This window comes from Phenylobacterium sp. GW823-FHT02A09, from assembly GCF_058797775.1.
The window spans coordinates 414,351-430,426 of the sequence record NZ_JBXAJZ010000001.1; the positions used below are offsets into that span (position 1 = coordinate 414,351).

Here is a 16,076-nt window from a genome sequence, read left to right on the forward strand (position 1 = left end):
AACGCCCGGTCCCCTCACGGGCCTCGCACTTTTCGTGGCAACTCAACGCGTCCTTGGGGCAACTGTTCCGGGTTGCGGGATCGCCCCGAGCCCCCAAATGCAAGGAACTGCGTTCCAGGTCCGACGTTTGGCGAGGCGAGCACGGCTTCGCCGGGCATGGCGATTTCCGGCACAATCTGAAGCAGAGTGGAGCGGGACGATGGCGTCATTCGACAAGGCTGGACTCGCGCCAGCGCCAGCCCGGGCTGCACGGGCGCGAGGCGCCCCGGACCCCTATCGCAAGGTGCGCGACGCCAGCCTGGCGCTGACCGCGCACCTCTCGGCCGAGGACCAGACCGCCCAGTCGATGCCCGACGCCAGCCCGGTGAAATGGCACCTGGCGCACACGACCTGGTTCTTCGAGACCTTCCTGCTGATCCCGCACCTGCCGGGCTATCAGGCCTTCGATCCGGCGTTCGGCTATCTGTTCAATTCGTACTACGAGACGCTGGGGCCGCGGCAGCCGCGTCCGCAGCGCGGGCTGCTGACCCGCCCGTCCCTGACCCAGGTGCTGGCCTATCGGGCGCACGTCGACGAGGCGATGGGCCGGCTGCTGGCCGCGCCGTTCGAGGGCATGGGCGAACTGGTCGAGCTGGGTCTGGCCCACGAGGAGCAGCATCAGGAGCTGATCCTGATGGACGTGCTGCACCTGTTCGCGCAGTCGCCGCTGAAGCCGGCCTATGTGCCGGCGCCGGCCCTGCCGGTCGGGCGCGATCCCGGGCCGGCGGGCGAGGTCGCCTTCGACGGCGGGGTGGTCGAGATCGGCCACGACGGCGAGGGCTTCGCCTTCGATAACGAAGGCCCGCGGCACAAGGTCTATCTGCAGCCTTACCGGCTGGCCGACCGGCTGGTGACCAACGGCGAGTGGCTGGCCTTCATGGCCGATGGCGGCTACCGGCGGCCCGAGCTGTGGCTGTCGGAGGGCTGGGCGCGGGTCCAGGCCGAGGGCTGGGAGGCGCCGCTCTACTGGGAGCAGGGCGAACGCGGCTGGCTAGCCATGACCCTGCAAGGGCGCCGGGCGATCGCCCCGCACGCGCCGGTGACCCATGTCAGCTTCTTCGAAGCCGACGCCTACGCCACCTGGGCGGGGGCGCGGCTGCCGACCGAGGCCGAGTGGGAGCACGCAGCCCAAGGCCTGGCGGCGAGCGGCAACATGCGCGAGCAGCTGCAGTTCGGGCCGGCGGCCGCCAAGTCCGCCGCGGGCCTGCGCCAGATGTTCGGCGACGTGTGGGAATGGACGCGCAGCGCCTACTCGCCCTATCCGGGCTTCCACCCGGCGGGCGGAGCGGTCGGCGAGTACAACGGCAAGTTCATGATCGGCCAGATGGTGCTGCGCGGCGGCTGCTGCGCGACGCCGACCGGGCATGTGCGGGCCAGTTACCGCAATTTCTTCTATCCGCAGCAGCGCTGGATGTTCTCGGGCGTGCGGCTGGCTTGGGACGGCGTTCCGCAGCCGGCGGAGGGCGCGCCGGACGGCGAGTTCGCACGCGACGTGGTCGCGGGCCTGTCCCGGCCGCAGAAGGCGCTGTCGGCGAAGTACTTCTACGACGCGACCGGCTCGGACCTGTTCGAGGCGATCACCGAGCTGCCGGAGTATTATCCGACCCGCACCGAACTGGCGCTGATGCGCGCGCGGGCCGGCGAGATGGCCGCGGCGATCCCGGCGGGCGCAAGCCTCGTCGAGTTCGGCAGCGGGGCGAGCACCAAGACCCGGCTGCTGCTGGACGCTGCGCCGCAGCTGGCGGTCTACGCGCCGATCGACATCAGCGCCTCGGCGCTGGACGCAGCGGCCGCCTCGATCGGTCGGGACTATCCGAAGCTGACGGTCGCGCCGCTGGTCGAGGACTTCACCAAGGCGCTGGAGCTGCCGGAAGCGGCGACCCATCCGCGGGTCGGCTATTTCCCCGGCTCGACGATCGGCAACTTCACGCCGGACGAGGTCGTCGCCTTCCTGTCAGGCGCGCGACGGTTGCTGGGCGATGACGCCCGGTTCCTTGTCGGCATCGACCTGGCCAAGGACGAGGCCGTCCTGACCGCGGCCTATGACGACGCGCAAGGCGTGACGGCGGCGTTCAATCTGAACCTTCTGGCGCGGATCAACCGCGAGCTTGGCGGGGATTTCGATCTGTCGGCCTTCCGCCATCAGGCGGTTTGGAACGCTGATCAGGGCCGGATCGAGATGCATCTGGTCAGCGAGCGCGACCAGTTCGTGAGTGTGGCGGGGCGTTCGTTCCGCTTCGCGGCGGGAGAGAGCATCCACACCGAGAACTCCTACAAGTTCACGATGGACGGCTTCGCCGCGCTGGCCGCAGAGGCCGGCTGGAAGCTGGAGCGGAGCTGGGAAAGCTCCGCCCCGAGCTTCGCAGTGGTGCTGCTGAGGGCCTGACCGATCTTGGAATCGGCAGGCGCCTCGGCGTCTCAGCTCTCGAGACGCTCGCCGCGGCTGCGGCCGCCGCCACGCGAGGACTCACCGCCCTTGCGCCCAGCGGAGGCGGCCAGATCGCGGTCCTTGGCGAAACTACGTTTCTCGCCCGGAACACTGGCGCCGCCCTTGCGCGCGATCTCGCGGCGGCGTTCCGGATTCATTGCTGCAAATCCGCGGCGGGATTTCGGCTTGGCGGTGGGTTCAAGATCCATGAGCGGCTCCTCTGCGCGCCGACCGTCGGGGGGAGGGCGGTCGACGCCTCGCTGTCCTTACGGTCAAGCAAACTCGCCAAGGGCGAAGGAGGTTGCGCGCAAAATGCGATTGGCGCCTGCGACGTTTCGTACCGCAAAGCTTTGTCCGGACACGGTGTCCGTGGACTGACAGGGGATAGCGGCGGGGCCGTGCGCCGCGCAGGCGCTGTTAAAATTTTGCGGAGCGGTCAGATCGGCAGCTGGACGCGGGCGGTGAGGCCGCCGCCGGGGCGATTGACCAGCACCACGTCGCCGCCGTGGCCGCGGGCGACCGAGCGGACGACGGCCAGCCCCAGGCCGATGCCGCCGGTCTGGCGGCTGCGCGAGGGCTCGCGCCGATAGAAGGGTTCGAACACCCGCTCGAACTCCTCGGGGGGGATGCCGGGGCCGTCGTCCTCGATCTCGACGATGGCGCTGGCGCCGTCGCGATAGACCCGAGCGCGGGCGCGGTCGCCGAACTTGATCGCGTTCTCGAGCAGGTTGGCGAACAGGCGGCGCAGGGCCAGGGGATCGCCCTCCAGCACCACCTTCTTTCCACGTTCGACCTGAGTGTCGGCGCCGGTGTCAGCCATCTCGTCACAGACGCTTTCCAGCAGCGAGGAGAGCTCCAACAGGGTCCGCTCGCCCGGCCGGCTGGTGTCGCGCACGAAGGTCAGGGCGGCGGAGATCATGTCCTCCATCTGGTCGATGTCGGCGGCCATCTTCACGCGCACGTCCTCGGGCACGTTCTCGATGCGGAAGCGCAGGCGGGTAAGCGGCGTGCGCAGGTCGTGTGCGATGGCGCCGACCATCGCGGTGCGGTCCTCGACGTAGCGGCGCAGACGCTCCTGCATGTCGTTGAACGCCTTCACCGCGACGCTGATCTCGGCCGAGCCCTTGAGCGACAGCGGCGGCGCGCGTGGGTCGCGGCCGAGCCGCTCGGCCGCATCGGTGAAAAGCCTGATGGGCGCGGAGAGCCGGCGGGCGAAGACGAAGGCCACCGGGGTCATGGCCAGGGCCGAGAGCAGGAACAGCAGCACGATCCGCTGCTGCCAGGCGTCCAGGCCGATGCCGCGCTCGGGCGAGAGCACCTTCCAGCGGCCGTCGGGCTGCTGCACGGCGACCTTGAAGGGGGCGATCATGAAGTGGTCTTCGACCTCGCCGCCCTCGCGCGCCATCCGATCGCGGATGACCCGGAAGACGCGGCGGTCGGAGAACGGGAAGCGCGAGGTCGAAGCCACCAGCACACGCTCGACCGGCACGCCGAGGCCCGCGGCGATCTGGGCGCGGATCTTCGGCGTCATCCGCCCTTCCATCACCAGGTGCGGCGGGGTCCTGGTCACCGTGACGGTGAGAGGGTGGCGTTCGGTGAAGGTCGGCGGCGCGCCGCGCAGGGTCTGGACGATCTCGCCGATCCGGTAGAAGTCCGGGGCCGGCGGCGGCAGGTTGAACAGCAGGAACAGGCTGATGGCCTGGGCGGCGACCAGGCTGAGCCCGATCAGGGCGAGCAGCTGACCGAAGAGGGATGCGGTCGGCCGCCCGGCCCAGGGCGCAGTCACAGACGCTTCACCTTGGCGGTGAACATGTAGCCTTCATTGCGGATGGTGCGGATCAGGTCCTGGCCGCCGCCGCCGTCGTCGAGCTTGCGGCGCAGGCGGCTGATCTGGACGTCGATGGCCCGGTCGAAGGCCTCGGAGTCCGGGCCGCGGGCGAATTCCAGCAACTGATCGCGGGTCAGCACCCGCTGCGGCCGCTCGACGAAGGTGCGCAGCAGCGAGAACTCGCCGGTGGAGAGGTTGACCACCACGCCTTGCGGCGAGCGCAGCTCGCGGCGGACCAGATCGAAGCGCCAGCCGGCGAACTCGCAGCCGGCGCTGGTCGAGGCGGCCTGGCCGCGCAGCTCGGCGCGGCGCAGCACGGCCCGGACGCGGGCCAGGAGTTCGCGCGGGTTGCATGGCTTGGAGAGGTAGTCGTCGGCGCCGAGCTCCAGTCCGACGATGCGGTCGGTGTCCTCGCCCATGGCCGAGAGCATGATGATCGGCGGGCCTTCGCCGACGGCCAGGCGGCGGCAGATGGCCAGGCCGTCCTCGCCCGGCAGCATGACGTCGAGCACGATCAGGTCGATGGGGCCGCGCTCCAGGGCCTGCTCCATCTCGCGGGAGTCGCCGGCGGTCTCGACCTGATAGCCGTGCCTGCCCAGGAAGTCGGACACGACGTCCCGGATGCCCGGATCGTCGTCGACCATCAGAATGCGGGCGCTGGAGCCCGCTCCGGACTGTTCGCTACGTGTATCCATCCGGGGCATTTTCACGCGCCCGCGTAACGCGCAGATTTCACGACTGAAAGCATTACGCGCCGGCCAGGACCTCGTCGGCGACGAACGGGTTCGTGCGGCGCTCCTGTCCGAAGGTCGACATCGGGCCGTGGCCGGGCACGAAGGCGACGTCGTCGCCGAGCGGCCAGAGCTTGCCGGTGATCGAATCGATCAGTTGCTGATGGTTGCCGCGCGGGAAGTCGGTGCGGCCGATAGAGCCCTGGAACAGCACGTCGCCGACCTGGGCGAAGCGCGCCTGGCGGTGGAAGAACACCACGTGGCCGGGGGTATGGCCGGGGCAGTGGTAGACCTCGAACTCCGTCTCGCCCAGCGACACCGTGTCGCCGTCCGAAAGCCAGCGGTCAGGGGTGAAGGAGCGGGCGTCGGGCATGCCCCACTTGGCGCCCGAGGCGGTGATCTCGTCGATCCAGAACGCGTCGTCGGGGTGCGGACCCTCGATCGCGGCGCCGGTGGCCTCCTGCAGGGCGGCGGTTCCGCCGGCATGGTCCAGGTGGCCATGGGTGATCCAGATCTTCTCGAGCGTCAGGCCTTGCGACTTCAGGGCTTCGAGCAGGCGCGGGACCTCGCCGCCCGGATCGATCACGGCGGCCTTCAGGGTCTTGGCGCACCAGACGATGGTGCAGTTCTGCTGCAGCGGGGTGACCGGCGCGATGACGGCGCGGATGGGGGGCTCGGCGTTCATGGTCTCTAACATCGGGCCTGACGGACGATAAGAAAAGGCCCGGGACGAACCCGGGCCTCTCCAAGTCAGTGCTGGCGATCGCCGGGCGCCGGCGCGCCGGGCATCGGCGCGACAGGTCCCGGAGGCGCGTCGGGCGACAGTTCGGGGACATCGATGATGCCCCGGCCGACGTGGCTCTTGCGATAGCCGTAGAGGTAGTAGACCACCAGGCCGATCAGCGCCCAGCCCAGGAACAGCAGCTTGGTCTCGGTCGACAGGCTGAAGAACAGGTAGACGCAGCCCACCGCCGCGAGCGGCGCGACGATGATGATCGCCGGGGCCCGGAACGGACGCTTGCGGCCCGGGTCCGTGCGACGCAGCACCAGCACCGCGATGGCCACCATCGCGAACGCGAACAGGGTGCCCGAGTTCGAGATGTCAGCCAGCACGCCGACCGGGAAGAAGGCCGAGAACAGGGCGACGAAGATGCCGGTGATGATGGTGATCACGTACGGCGTCTTGAAGGTGGGGTGCACCTTCGAGAACACGGCGGGCAGCAGGCCGTCGCGGCTCATGACGAAGAAGATGCGGGTCTGGCCGAACATCATCATCAGGATGACCGAGGGCAGGGCCAGGCCGGCGGCGAGGCCGATCAGGTTGCCGATCTGCGGCCAGCCGATGGAGCGCAGGGTCCAGGCCAGGGCTTCCTTCGAGCAGACCACGGCGTTGTCGGCCGCGGCCTTACAGGCGGCGGCCAGCTCGGGGCTGCCGGGGCGCAGGCCGGCGCCAGAGGCGTCGGTGATCGGCTGAGCGCCGACGGTGCCGATCACGCCGGAGGCGACCAGGATGTAGAAGATGGTGCAGATGCCGAGCGAGCCGATCAGGCCGATGGGCATGTTGCGTTGTGGGTTCTTGGTTTCTTCGGCCGCGGTCGAGACCGCGTCGAAGCCGACATAGGCGAAGAAGATCGAGGCCGCGGCCGCCGAGACGCCGCCGATGCCGAGCGGCGCGAAGGGGTGGAAGTTCTCCATCTTGATCACCGGCAGGGCCAGGAAGATGAAGAGGGTCAGGGCCGCGACCTTCACCGCGACCAGGATGGCGTTGACGGTCGCCGATTCCTTGGTGCCGATCACCAGCAGGCCCGTCACCGCCAGGGCGATCATCGCGGCCGGCAGGTTGACGATGCCGCCGTCCATTGGTCCGCGGACCAAGGCGAGGGGGATCTCGATGTGGAAGGCGTGCTCGATAAGCCCGACGACGTAGCCGGACCAGCCCACCGACACCGCGCCCGCGGCGACGGCGTATTCGAGGATCAGCGCCCAGCCGACCATCCAGGCCAGCAGTTCGCCCATGACGGCGTAGCTATAGGTGTAGGCGGACCCGGAAACCGGGACCATGGAAGACATTTCGGCGTAACAGAGCGCGGCGACCGCGCAGACGAAGCCAGCGATGACGAAGCTGGCGATCATGCCGGGGCCGGCCTTCTGGGCCGCCTCGGCGGTCAGTACGAAGATCCCCGTGCCGATGATGGCCCCGATGCCAAGCATGGTAAGCTGAAACGCGCCCAGCGACCGGTGCAGAGACTTTTTCTCTGCGGTCGCGAGAATCGCGTCGAGCGATTTAACTCGCCACATATTTCCTCCAGGAAAACCCGTGCGGCCCCCGCCGCGCGGTCTGATTGGGCGTTACGTGGCCTCTTCGTAACCTTGCGGTCAAGCGCCAAGCCGTCGCTGACCTTTGCGCCAAAGCGGGCGCCCGCGGGATGAGCGTCCGTCTTGGCCCGGCGCGCAGGCGCGGCTAGACCACGGCATGCTTCCGGTAGAGGAAATTTTGCCCGCCCTGCAGGCGGCGCTCGAGGCGCGGACCTCGGCGGTGCTGGTGGCGCCGCCGGGTGCGGGCAAGACGACGCTGGTCCCGTTGCGCCTGCTGGACGCCGCGTGGCTGGAGCGCCGCAAGATCGTGATGCTGGAGCCGCGGCGGCTGGCGGCGCGCGCGGCCGCCGAGCGCATGGCCAAGACCTTGGGCGAAAAGGTCGGCGAAACAGTCGGTTATCGCGTTCGGATGCAGTCGAAGGTCTCGGCCCGCACGCGTATCGAGGTGGTCACCGAGGGCGTCTTCAGCCGCATGATCCTGGCCGATCCGAGCCTGGACGGCGTCGGCGCGGTGATCTTCGACGAGTTTCACGAGCGCAGCCTGGACGCCGACCTCGGCCTGGCCCTGGCGCGGGACGCGCAGGGGGTGCTGCGCGAGGACCTGCGCATCCTGGTGATGTCGGCGACCCTGGACGGGGCGGCGGTCGGGCGGCTGCTCGACGACGCGCCGGTGATCGAGAGCCAGGGCCGCAGCTTTCCTGTGGATACTCGCTATCTGGGCCGCGACGAGCGCTTGCGGCTGGAAGACCGGGTGGTGCGCGCGGTCGAACGGGCGCTGGCCGAGGAGAGCGGCAGCATCCTGGTGTTCCTGCCCGGGCAGGGCGAGATCCGGCGGACCGCCGAGCTGCTGGCCGAACGCGTGCGGCGGCCCGACGTGCGCATCGCGCCGCTCTATGGCGCGCTGGACCCGGCCGAACAGGACGCGGCGATCAGCCCGGCGCCGGCCGGGGTGCGCAAGGTGGTGCTGGCGACCTCGATCGCCGAGACCAGCCTGACCATCGAGGGCGTGAGGGTGGTCATCGACTGCGGGCTGGCGCGTGTGCCGCGGTTCGATCCGGCCAGCGGCCTGACCCGGCTGGCGACGGTGCGGGTGAGCCGCGCCGCCGCCGACCAGCGGCGCGGCCGCGCGGGGCGAACCGAGCCGGGCGTCGGCTACCGGCTGTGGGACGAGGCCGAGACCCGGGCGCTGGCGGCCTTCGCCGATCCGGAAATCCTCGACGCCGAATTGTCGGGCCTGGCGCTGGACCTGGCGCGCTGGGGCGCGCGCGACCCGAGCGAGCTGGCGTTCCTCGATCCGCCGCCGGCCGCGGCCTTCAACGAGGCGCGGACGCTGCTGCGGCGGCTGGAGGCGCTGAGCGACGACGGCGTGCTGACCGGGCACGGCGAGACGCTGAGCGAGTTTCCGCTGGCCCCCCGGCTGGCGCACATGGTGCTGAAGGCCGGCGAGACCGGGCAGGCCGAGCGGGCCGCGCAGATCGCCGCCCTGGTGACCGAGCGCGGGCTGGGCGGGCGCGACGCCGATCTGCGCCACCGGCTGGAGGGCTTGGGCCGGGACCGCTCGCCGCGGGCCCGCGACGCGCGCGCCCTGGCCGAGCGCTGGGCGCGGCTGGCGGGCAAGCCCGGCAAGGGCGAGCCGCTGGAGGACGGGCTGCTGCTGGCCTTCGCCTATCCGGAGCGGATCGCCAAGGCGCGGGGCGGGAGCGGGGAGTTCCAGCTGGTCAGCGGCCGCGGCGCCTTCGTCGAGCCGACCGACGCCCTGGCGCGCGAGAAGTGGCTGGCGATCGCCGAGATGGGCGGCGGCGAGCGGCGGGACCGGATCCTGCTGGCCGCGCCGGTGGACGAGGGCGAGCTGGTCGCCGCGTTCAGGGGGCAGATGCAGACTGACTACCGGCTCGACGAGAGCGGCGGCGGGCGGCTGCGGGCTAAGCGGCTGACGCGGCTGGGCAAGGTGACCGTGCGCGAGGAGATCGACGAGAGCCCCGACCCGGCGCTGATCGCCGCGGCGCTGGCGGGCCGTGTGCGGGCCGAGGGCCTGGGCCAGCTGCCGTGGGGCGAGGCGGCGCGGTCGTTCCGCGAGCGCGCGGCGTTCCTCCGCGCCCAGGGGCAGGACTGGCCGGACCTCAGCGATGCGGCGCTGATCGAACAGCTCGACGACTGGCTGACGCCGCTTTTGAGCGGCGTGCGCTCGCTGGGCGCCTTGAGGCCGGACGTGCTGGACGGCGCGGTGCGGGCGCTGGTTCCCTGGGATCAGCAGCGCCGGCTGGAGGCCAGCGCGCCGGCCCGCTGGACGGCGCCGACCGGCAACAGCTTCGCCATCGACTATGCCGCCGAGGGCGGGCCGCGGGTCGATGTCCGCGTGCAGGAGGTGTTCGGCCTCAAGGAGCATCCGCGAGTGGGCGGCGCGCCGCTGACCCTGTCGTTGCTGTCGCCGGGGCATCGCCCGATCCAGACCACCAAGGATCTGCCGGGCTTCTGGGGCGGATCGTGGAAGGACGTCAGGTCGGACATGCGCGGGCGCTACCCCAAGCACGTCTGGCCCGAGGATCCGGCCAACACCGCCCCGACCGCGCGGGCCAAGCCGCGCGGGACTTAAGGCCGGAAGCGCATGGCGACGTCGCAGCGCTCATAGCGGGCGCCGAACAGGCCCATGACCTCAGCGTCGTGCTCAAAGCCGAGCTTTTCGTAGAGGTGGATGGCCGGGCCGCACTTGGTGTTGGTCAGCAGGTAGAGCTGGTCGGCGGCGCCCATGGCGCGGGCGCGCTCGATCGCCTTGGCCAGCAGGAACTCGCCCACCTTTCGGCCGCGGGCGGACCTGGAGACGCCCATCTTGGTCAGCTCGTACCAGCCGTCCTTGGCCTTCATGATCGCGCAGGTCCCGACGACGCCGAGGCCTTGAGCTTCGGCGAACAGGATCGCGCCGCCCTGATCGACGATCCGCGCCCGGGGGTTCGACATCAGGTCGATGTCGTTGGCCTCCAGCGAGAACATCTCTTCGATCCACTCGGCGTTGATCGCGTAGAAGGCCTCGGCCAAGTCGTCGGTGAAGTCGCGAACGGCCATGTCGGGGGCCAGGGCCGGTTCAGCGAGCGTCCGTTCGGTCAGCGACCGTTGGTCGAGGGCCGCCTCGACCCGGGCGATGGCGTCCATGAGCTCCTGATGGCGGCCGTCGCAGAGCGAGATCGCGGCGGCCTCGACCCGCGGCCAGAGGTCGCCTTCGAGCCGGTCCATCAGCGCTCCGCCCGCGGGGGTGAGCGAGAGCATCTTCTGGCGCTGGTCGCGCCCGTCCTTGCCGACCTCGACGAGGCCTTGTTCGATCAACGCCTGCAGGGCGCGGGTCGTGGTCGGCTGGCTGACGCGCAGGTGCTGGGCGACGGCGCCGACCGTGAGCGGGCCCTCGCGGCGGAGCACCGCCAGCAGCGGCTGCTGGGCCGGCTGCACCGGCAGGTCCATCGCCTGGAGGATAGCGCCTGCTTCGGTCTGCAGCCGATCGCCGAGGCGCTTGAGGCGGCTGCCGAGGAACATCACGCCAAGGTCGGACAAGGTGTCGGGGGTCATCTGGCCGCTCCGCGAGGGTGAATATAGCAAGGTATATACATAGCTATATAAATTGACGTCAAGGCGCTCGCGAGGGAGCGCGCAGACGGGGGAGGAGGCTAGGTGGCGGCGTAGATCATGATGCCGGTGGCGACCGACAGGTTCAGGCTGTCGGCGCGGCCGCGCATCGGAATCTTGACGTTGACGTCGCAGAGCGCGGCCATGTCCGGCGTCAGGCCCTGCTGCTCGTTGCCCATCAGGATCATCGCCGGCTTGGCGTAGCTGGCCTGGCGGTGGTCGACCTCGGCGGTGAGCAGGGTGCCGACCACCGAACCCGGCCACGACGCGCGCCAGTCCGCGAACTCGGCCTCGCTCGCCTTGACGATCGGGACAGCGAAGATCGAGCCCATGGTGGCGCGGACCGCCTCGACCGAGAACGGGTCGCAGCAGTCGCCGACCAGGATCACCGCGCTGCAGCCGGCCGCGTCGGCGGTGCGCACGATGGTGCCGAGATTGCCCGGATCGCGCACCCGGTGCAGGGCGACGATGCAGGTCGCCGCGGCCGGGTCTAGCGAGGTCAGCGGCGTGAACACTTGGGCGAAGACGGCGACGACGGCCTGCGGGTTGTCGCGCCGCGAGACCTTGGCAAGGATGTCCTGGGTGACCTCGATGACCTCGCCGCTGGCGGCCAGCGTCGCCTGGATCGCGCGCTTGAGCAGCGGATGACCCTCGGCGTCCTTGCCGTACATCAGGATGCGCGGCGCATGGCCGAGCTCGACGGCCTCGGTGACGATCTTCAGGCCCTCGGCCACGAACAGGCCCGACTGCTCGCGCTCCTTGCGCATGTGCAGGCCGCGGACGGCCTTGACGGTGGGATTGGTCAGCGAGGTGACGAGGCGGCTCATGCCGACCACCGGCCGTAGAAGGACATGCCGATCTGGCGGTCGGCGGCGTCCTCGACCAGGGTCAGTTCGCCCCAGTCGATGGCTCCGCCGCGGCCGCCAAGCTTGGCGGCGCACAGCGACGACAGGGCCGCTCCGGAGATCCGCTCGGCATAGGCGTTGAGCAGCAGGAAGGAGGCGTTGTCCCCGAGCAGTTCAGCGCATAGGGCCGAGAGCTCGGGCAGGTTCTCGAACAGGCGCCAGACCTCGCCGTCGGGGCCGCGGCCGTATTTCGGCGGATCGAGGATGATGCCGTCGTAGCGCGAGCCGCGGCGCACCTCGCGTTGGACGTAGCGGCGTGCGTCCTCGCAGATCCAGCGGATCGGGCGGTCGTCGAGTCCGGAGAGGGCGGCGTTCTCGCGGGCCCAGGCGATGGCCTTCTTGGAGGCGTCGACGTGGGTGACATGAGCCCCGGCCGCGGCGCAAACCAGGCTGGCGACGCCGGTGTAGCCGAACAGGTTGAGGATGCGCGGCTGATCGGGCAGGGCGCGCACGCGCTGATCCAGCCAGGCCCAGTTGGCGGCCTGCTCCGGGAAGAAGGCCAGGTGGCGGAAGGCGGTGAAGCGGGCGTGGAAACGCACGTCGCCCCAGGCCATCGGCCAGCTTTCCTTGGGCTTGCCGCGGAAGCGCCACTTGCCGGCATCTTCCTCGTCGGACGGATCGAAGACGGCGTCGGCCTTGTCCCAGGTCGCGGCCGGCAGCCGCGGATCCCACATGGCTTGGGGTTCGGGGCGCACGACGGTGTAGGGGCCGTAGCGTTCGAGCTTGCGGCCGCCGCCAGAGTCCAGCAGGGCGTAGTCGGCCCAGCCGGTGGTGCGCATGGCGCCGGGCAGCTCCGCGACGACGGGGGCGGTCTTGGTCATGGCCGCCCACTAGCCGGTTCGCAGGCTTGCGGTCCAGTCCTGCGAGGGTTCAGCGCCCCTGCAGGGCCGCTTCGGTGCCCTCGATCTCTTCCCTGATCCAGTCGTGGCCGTTGGCCGACAGCACGCCGTCGAGGGCGGCCATGTGGACCGAGAGCCGATCGCGAATCTCCGGATCGACGTCGGTGCGCGTCGCCATCCACTTGGCGACGAGGTGAAGTCCGAAGGCGCTGTGCAGCGCCAGGCGTTGCAGTTGGTCGTCGGGCAGTCTCATGGCCGCTCCCTCATCCATTCGCCCGAAAGAAACGCCTGAACGGTCGAAACGCTGCCGTTTGGCGGCGATCACCTGCGCAAGAGCTTACGCAGGGGCGCCCTTAGTCTCGGATTCAGCTGGGCTTTTCTTTAGTACAGGCTTGCAACCGCGGTGGTTTTGGTTTCCGTTTGTTACAGGACGGACTCGGAAGGATAGCTGTGACCATCGCAGTGACGACGCGGCGCTCAGCCCGGAAACCCAAGGGCGACGGCCACCTCCGCAGGCAAGAGATCCTGGAGGCCGCCGAGCGCATCTTCGTGGCCGAGGGCTACGAGGGCGCGACGATCCGCAAGATCGCCGACGAAGTGGGGGTGTCCTCCACGGCGCTCTACATGCACTTCCCGGACAAGAGCTGCATCCTGCTGGAGATCTGCCAGGGCACGATCCGCCAGTTGCTGGAGCGCAACGCCGAGATCGCCGCCAAGCCGATGGACGCGGCCAACCGCGTCAAGCTGATGCTCGACGCCTACATGCGCTGGGGCCTGGAGCATCCGAACGCCTACGAGCTGGTGTTCTGCAACGCCGCCCGGCTGATCGCGATGATCGGCGACGAGCCGATGACCGCCGACCTCGGCGACCAGTGCTATCAGGTGTTCTCCGGCGTGGTCCGCGAGATCGCCGCCGAAGGCCGGCTGCGCACCGGCAGCGCCGACAGCGCCGCCCAGGCGCTGTGGACCGCCTGCCACGGCGTGGTCAGCATGATGATCGCCCGGCCGAACTTCGACTGGGCCCCGACCGACGAGCTGATCCACGTCACGCTCGACGGCCTGATGCACGGCCTGGTCGCCGACTAGTCCGCTCCAGCGTTACAAGGCGCGGCTTCAGGGTTCGCCCCAATACGCGGCGTACTCGTCTGAGGCGAGGGTGGGAGCCTGTCCGACAGGCGAGGCCCGCCCATGACCCAATCGTTCCTGGCTCCCAAATCCGGCGTGCAGACGCGCCGGTGGCTGCTCGGCTCCGTCGCCAGTCTTGGCGGCGCCGCGCTGCTGGCCGGCTGCGGTCGCCAGACTGCTGAAGGGGAGAAGAATGCGGCTCCGGCGCCGGGCGCCGTGAACGCGGCCGACGCGCCCCGGGCGATCGCCAAGGAGGCGTGGCTCTACGCCTATCCGGGGCTGATGAACTACCAGACCCTGGTCAAGCAGACACAGGATCCGAAGAGTCCGGAGTACGTCGGGTTCGGCAAGTTCCGTCACTACAGCCAGTTCTTCACCCCCGCCAACCGCGACATCGTCACGCCGAACAACGACACGCCCTATTCTTGGGCCTGGCTCGACCTGCGCGCCGAGCCCTGGGTGCTGAGCGTGCCCGCCGCGCCGCGCGATCGCTACTACGTCCATCAGTTCATGGATCTGTTCACCCAGATCTTCGGCTATGTCGGGGTGCGGGCGACGGGGCGCGACGCGGGCAGCTATCTGATCGCCGGCCCCGGCTGGACCGGGCCGACGCCGCGCGGGGTCAACGGCGTGCTGAGGTCGGAGAGCGACCTGGTGCTGAACCTGGCGCGCACGAGCATGTCGGGGCCGCAGGACGCCGCCGCCGTTCGGGCGTTCCAGGCGCAGTACAAGCTGCAGCCGCTGTCGGCTTTCGCCAAGACCCCGGCGCCCGCGCCGGCGCCGGCGATCAGCTTTCCGCCCTGGGACAAGGCCAAGGCGTTGGGGCCGGACTTCGGCGGCTATCTGAATTTCCTGCTGCAGTTCAGCCAGCCGACGCCGGCGGTCGAAGTCCCGCTGATGGCGCGGTTCGCGGCGATCGGGGTCGGCCCCGGCAAGCCGTTCGACCTGGTGGCCATGACCCCCGAGGCGCGCGAGGCGGTGGTCGGCGGCGCGGCGGACGGGGCGGCGGCGTTGGAGGCCGAGGTCGCCAGGACCACGAGCTCGATCGGCCTGTTCGGCTCGCGCGAGCAACTGGGCTCCAACTACATCATGAAGCGCGCAGTGGCGGCCGCCATGGGCATCTACGGCAATTCCGCCGAAGAGGCCGTCTATGTCGGCACGATGCGGGACGCGAGCGGCGCGCCGTTGGACGGCGCCAACCGCTACGAGGTCCGTCTGACCAAGGCGCAGCTGCCGCCAGCGGCGTATTTCTGGTCGGTGACCATGTACAACCTGCCGGACAGGCTGTTGGTCGAGAACCCGATCAAGCGCTACTCGCTGGGCGACCGCAGCAACCTGAAGTACGGGCCGGACGGGTCGCTGACGCTCTATGTCCAGGCGACGTCGCCCGGACCCGACAAGGAATCCAACTGGCTGCCCAGCCCGGCCACGGGCCCGTTCAACGTAGTCTTCCGGCTCTATGGGCCGTCGTCGGAGGCGCGGCAGGGCAAGTGGCCGCCGCCGCCGCTGACCAAGGTGGGGTAGGGGGTCAGTCCGGCCGGTAGGCGCGCAGGAAGGTGTCGACGGCGTTGTTCACCTGGACTTCGACCTCGGCGTCGGTCAGTTCGCCGGAGATCACGCCCCAGGTCCGCGGCTGCAGGACGCCGGAGATGGTCAGGTCCTTGAACTGCTGGGCCGCGACGAACGGGTCGGCGCGGCGCAGGGCGCCCTGGTCCATCAGGTCCGACAGGTAGCCGGCGATCTTGGTCAGGATCACCTTCGGGCCCATGTCGTAGAAGGTCTGGCCAAGCTCAGGGAAGCGGCCGCTCTCGCCGACCACGACGCGGTGGATGCCGATCGATTCCGGGGTCAGCAGCAGCTTCAGGAACGCCGCGCCGAAGTGCTCGAGCCGCTCGCGGGCGTCGTCGCCCTCGTGCTCGACGTCGAACAGGGTCTCGGCCAGGGCGCCGCACTGGCGCTGCATGACCGCCTCGAACAGCTCTTCCTTGGATTTGAAGTAGTTGTAGAGCGTGCCCTTGGACCCCCCCAGCCGCGCGGCGATGCTGGACATCGACGTGGCCGCGTAGCCGTCGGCCAGAAAGCAGTCGCGCGCGACGTCGAGAATGCCGTCACGGCGTTCATCGCGGCGTTCTTCGCGCCGGCTCATGGGGGCGGCTGTCATCTGACCATCCTGTACGGTTTGTCCTTGACGAAATCCAGTGTCGGGAACATATGACCGTACCGTACGGTTTTCCAGGCGGTACTTCTCCTCAG

14 protein-coding genes are annotated in these 16,076 nt (G+C 69.8%); 4 read left to right on the top strand and 10 right to left on the bottom strand.

Going from position 1 to position 16,076, the window contains the following annotated elements; genetic code table 11:
• Positions 1 to 199 precede the first annotated feature (199 nt).
• Complete coding sequence (gene egtB, locus AC1Q87_RS02195) at positions 200 to 2,425, top strand: ergothioneine biosynthesis protein EgtB (protein ID WP_492607372.1); 2,226 nt, start codon at positions 200 to 202, stop codon at positions 2,423 to 2,425.
• A gap of 32 nt (positions 2,426 to 2,457) precedes the next feature.
• Here the strand turns inward: egtB and AC1Q87_RS02200 are convergent, their stop codons facing one another.
• The 5 genes from AC1Q87_RS02200 to AC1Q87_RS02220 form a co-directional block, all read right to left on the bottom strand.
• Positions 2,458 to 2,676 (bottom strand): con-10 family general stress protein, encoded by a 219-nt coding sequence (locus tag AC1Q87_RS02200; protein ID WP_492607373.1) that lies wholly within the window; start codon positions 2,674 to 2,676, stop codon positions 2,458 to 2,460.
• Positions 2,677 to 2,903: 227 nt separating this feature from the next.
• Entirely contained in the window at positions 2,904 to 4,253 is a 1,350-nt protein-coding gene (locus AC1Q87_RS02205; RefSeq protein WP_492607374.1) for an ATP-binding protein, read from the bottom strand.
• Positions 4,250 to 4,990: a response regulator gene (locus AC1Q87_RS02210; RefSeq protein ID WP_492607375.1), complete on the bottom strand. Its 741-nt coding sequence runs from the start codon at positions 4,988 to 4,990 to the stop codon at positions 4,250 to 4,252. Before AC1Q87_RS02210 ends, AC1Q87_RS02205 begins: the two co-directional genes overlap by 4 nt.
• A gap of 52 nt (positions 4,991 to 5,042) precedes the next feature.
• Positions 5,043 to 5,711, bottom strand: a complete 669-nt coding sequence (locus AC1Q87_RS02215; protein WP_492607376.1) for an MBL fold metallo-hydrolase — start codon at positions 5,709 to 5,711, stop codon at positions 5,043 to 5,045.
• 65 nt (positions 5,712 to 5,776) lie between these two features.
• Positions 5,777 to 7,324: an amino acid permease gene (locus AC1Q87_RS02220; protein ID WP_492607377.1), complete on the bottom strand. Its 1,548-nt coding sequence runs from the start codon at positions 7,322 to 7,324 to the stop codon at positions 5,777 to 5,779.
• A 175-nt stretch (positions 7,325 to 7,499) separates the two neighbouring features.
• Here AC1Q87_RS02220 and hrpB point away from each other — a divergent pair, with 175 nt between their 5' ends.
• Entirely contained in the window at positions 7,500 to 9,935 is a 2,436-nt protein-coding gene (hrpB, locus tag AC1Q87_RS02225) for an ATP-dependent helicase HrpB (RefSeq protein ID WP_492607378.1), read from the top strand.
• On the opposite strand, the gene AC1Q87_RS02230 is transcribed toward hrpB, so the two are convergent.
• The 4 genes from AC1Q87_RS02230 to AC1Q87_RS02245 form a co-directional block, all read right to left on the bottom strand.
• Positions 9,932 to 10,897 carry a bifunctional helix-turn-helix transcriptional regulator/GNAT family N-acetyltransferase gene (locus AC1Q87_RS02230; RefSeq protein WP_492607379.1) on the bottom strand — a complete coding sequence of 322 codons (966 nt, stop codon included), beginning with the start codon at positions 10,895 to 10,897 and terminating at the stop codon, positions 9,932 to 9,934. The genes hrpB and AC1Q87_RS02230 overlap by 4 nt on opposite strands.
• A 98-nt stretch (positions 10,898 to 10,995) precedes the next feature.
• The gene (locus AC1Q87_RS02235; RefSeq protein ID WP_492607380.1) at positions 10,996 to 11,781 is read right to left on the bottom strand and encodes a TrmH family RNA methyltransferase; all 786 of its coding nucleotides are present in this window, start codon (positions 11,779 to 11,781) and stop codon (positions 10,996 to 10,998) included.
• The gene (locus AC1Q87_RS02240; RefSeq protein ID WP_492607381.1) at positions 11,778 to 12,680 is read right to left on the bottom strand and encodes a class I SAM-dependent methyltransferase; all 903 of its coding nucleotides are present in this window, start codon (positions 12,678 to 12,680) and stop codon (positions 11,778 to 11,780) included. Before AC1Q87_RS02240 ends, AC1Q87_RS02235 begins: the two co-directional genes overlap by 4 nt.
• Positions 12,681 to 12,729: 49 nt before the next feature.
• Positions 12,730 to 12,951 carry an RING finger protein gene (locus tag AC1Q87_RS02245; protein WP_492607382.1) on the bottom strand — a complete coding sequence of 74 codons (222 nt, stop codon included), beginning with the start codon at positions 12,949 to 12,951 and terminating at the stop codon, positions 12,730 to 12,732.
• A gap of 197 nt (positions 12,952 to 13,148) precedes the next feature.
• Between AC1Q87_RS02245 and AC1Q87_RS02250 the strand changes: the two genes are divergently transcribed.
• Both AC1Q87_RS02250 and AC1Q87_RS02255 read left to right on the top strand, forming a co-directional pair.
• On the top strand, positions 13,149 to 13,784 hold the full coding sequence (locus tag AC1Q87_RS02250) for a TetR/AcrR family transcriptional regulator (protein ID WP_492607383.1): 636 nt from the start codon (positions 13,149 to 13,151) through the stop codon (positions 13,782 to 13,784).
• 102 nt (positions 13,785 to 13,886) lie between these two features.
• A complete protein-coding gene (locus AC1Q87_RS02255; RefSeq protein ID WP_492607384.1) occupies positions 13,887 to 15,347 on the top strand; it encodes a DUF1254 domain-containing protein in 1,461 nt (486 codons plus the stop codon).
• Positions 15,348 to 15,351: 4 nt separating this feature from the next.
• Here AC1Q87_RS02255 and AC1Q87_RS02260 read toward each other — a convergent pair whose 3' ends face one another.
• Entirely contained in the window at positions 15,352 to 15,984 is a 633-nt protein-coding gene (locus AC1Q87_RS02260; RefSeq protein WP_492607385.1) for a TetR/AcrR family transcriptional regulator, read from the bottom strand.
• Positions 15,985 to 16,076 lie beyond the last annotated feature (92 nt).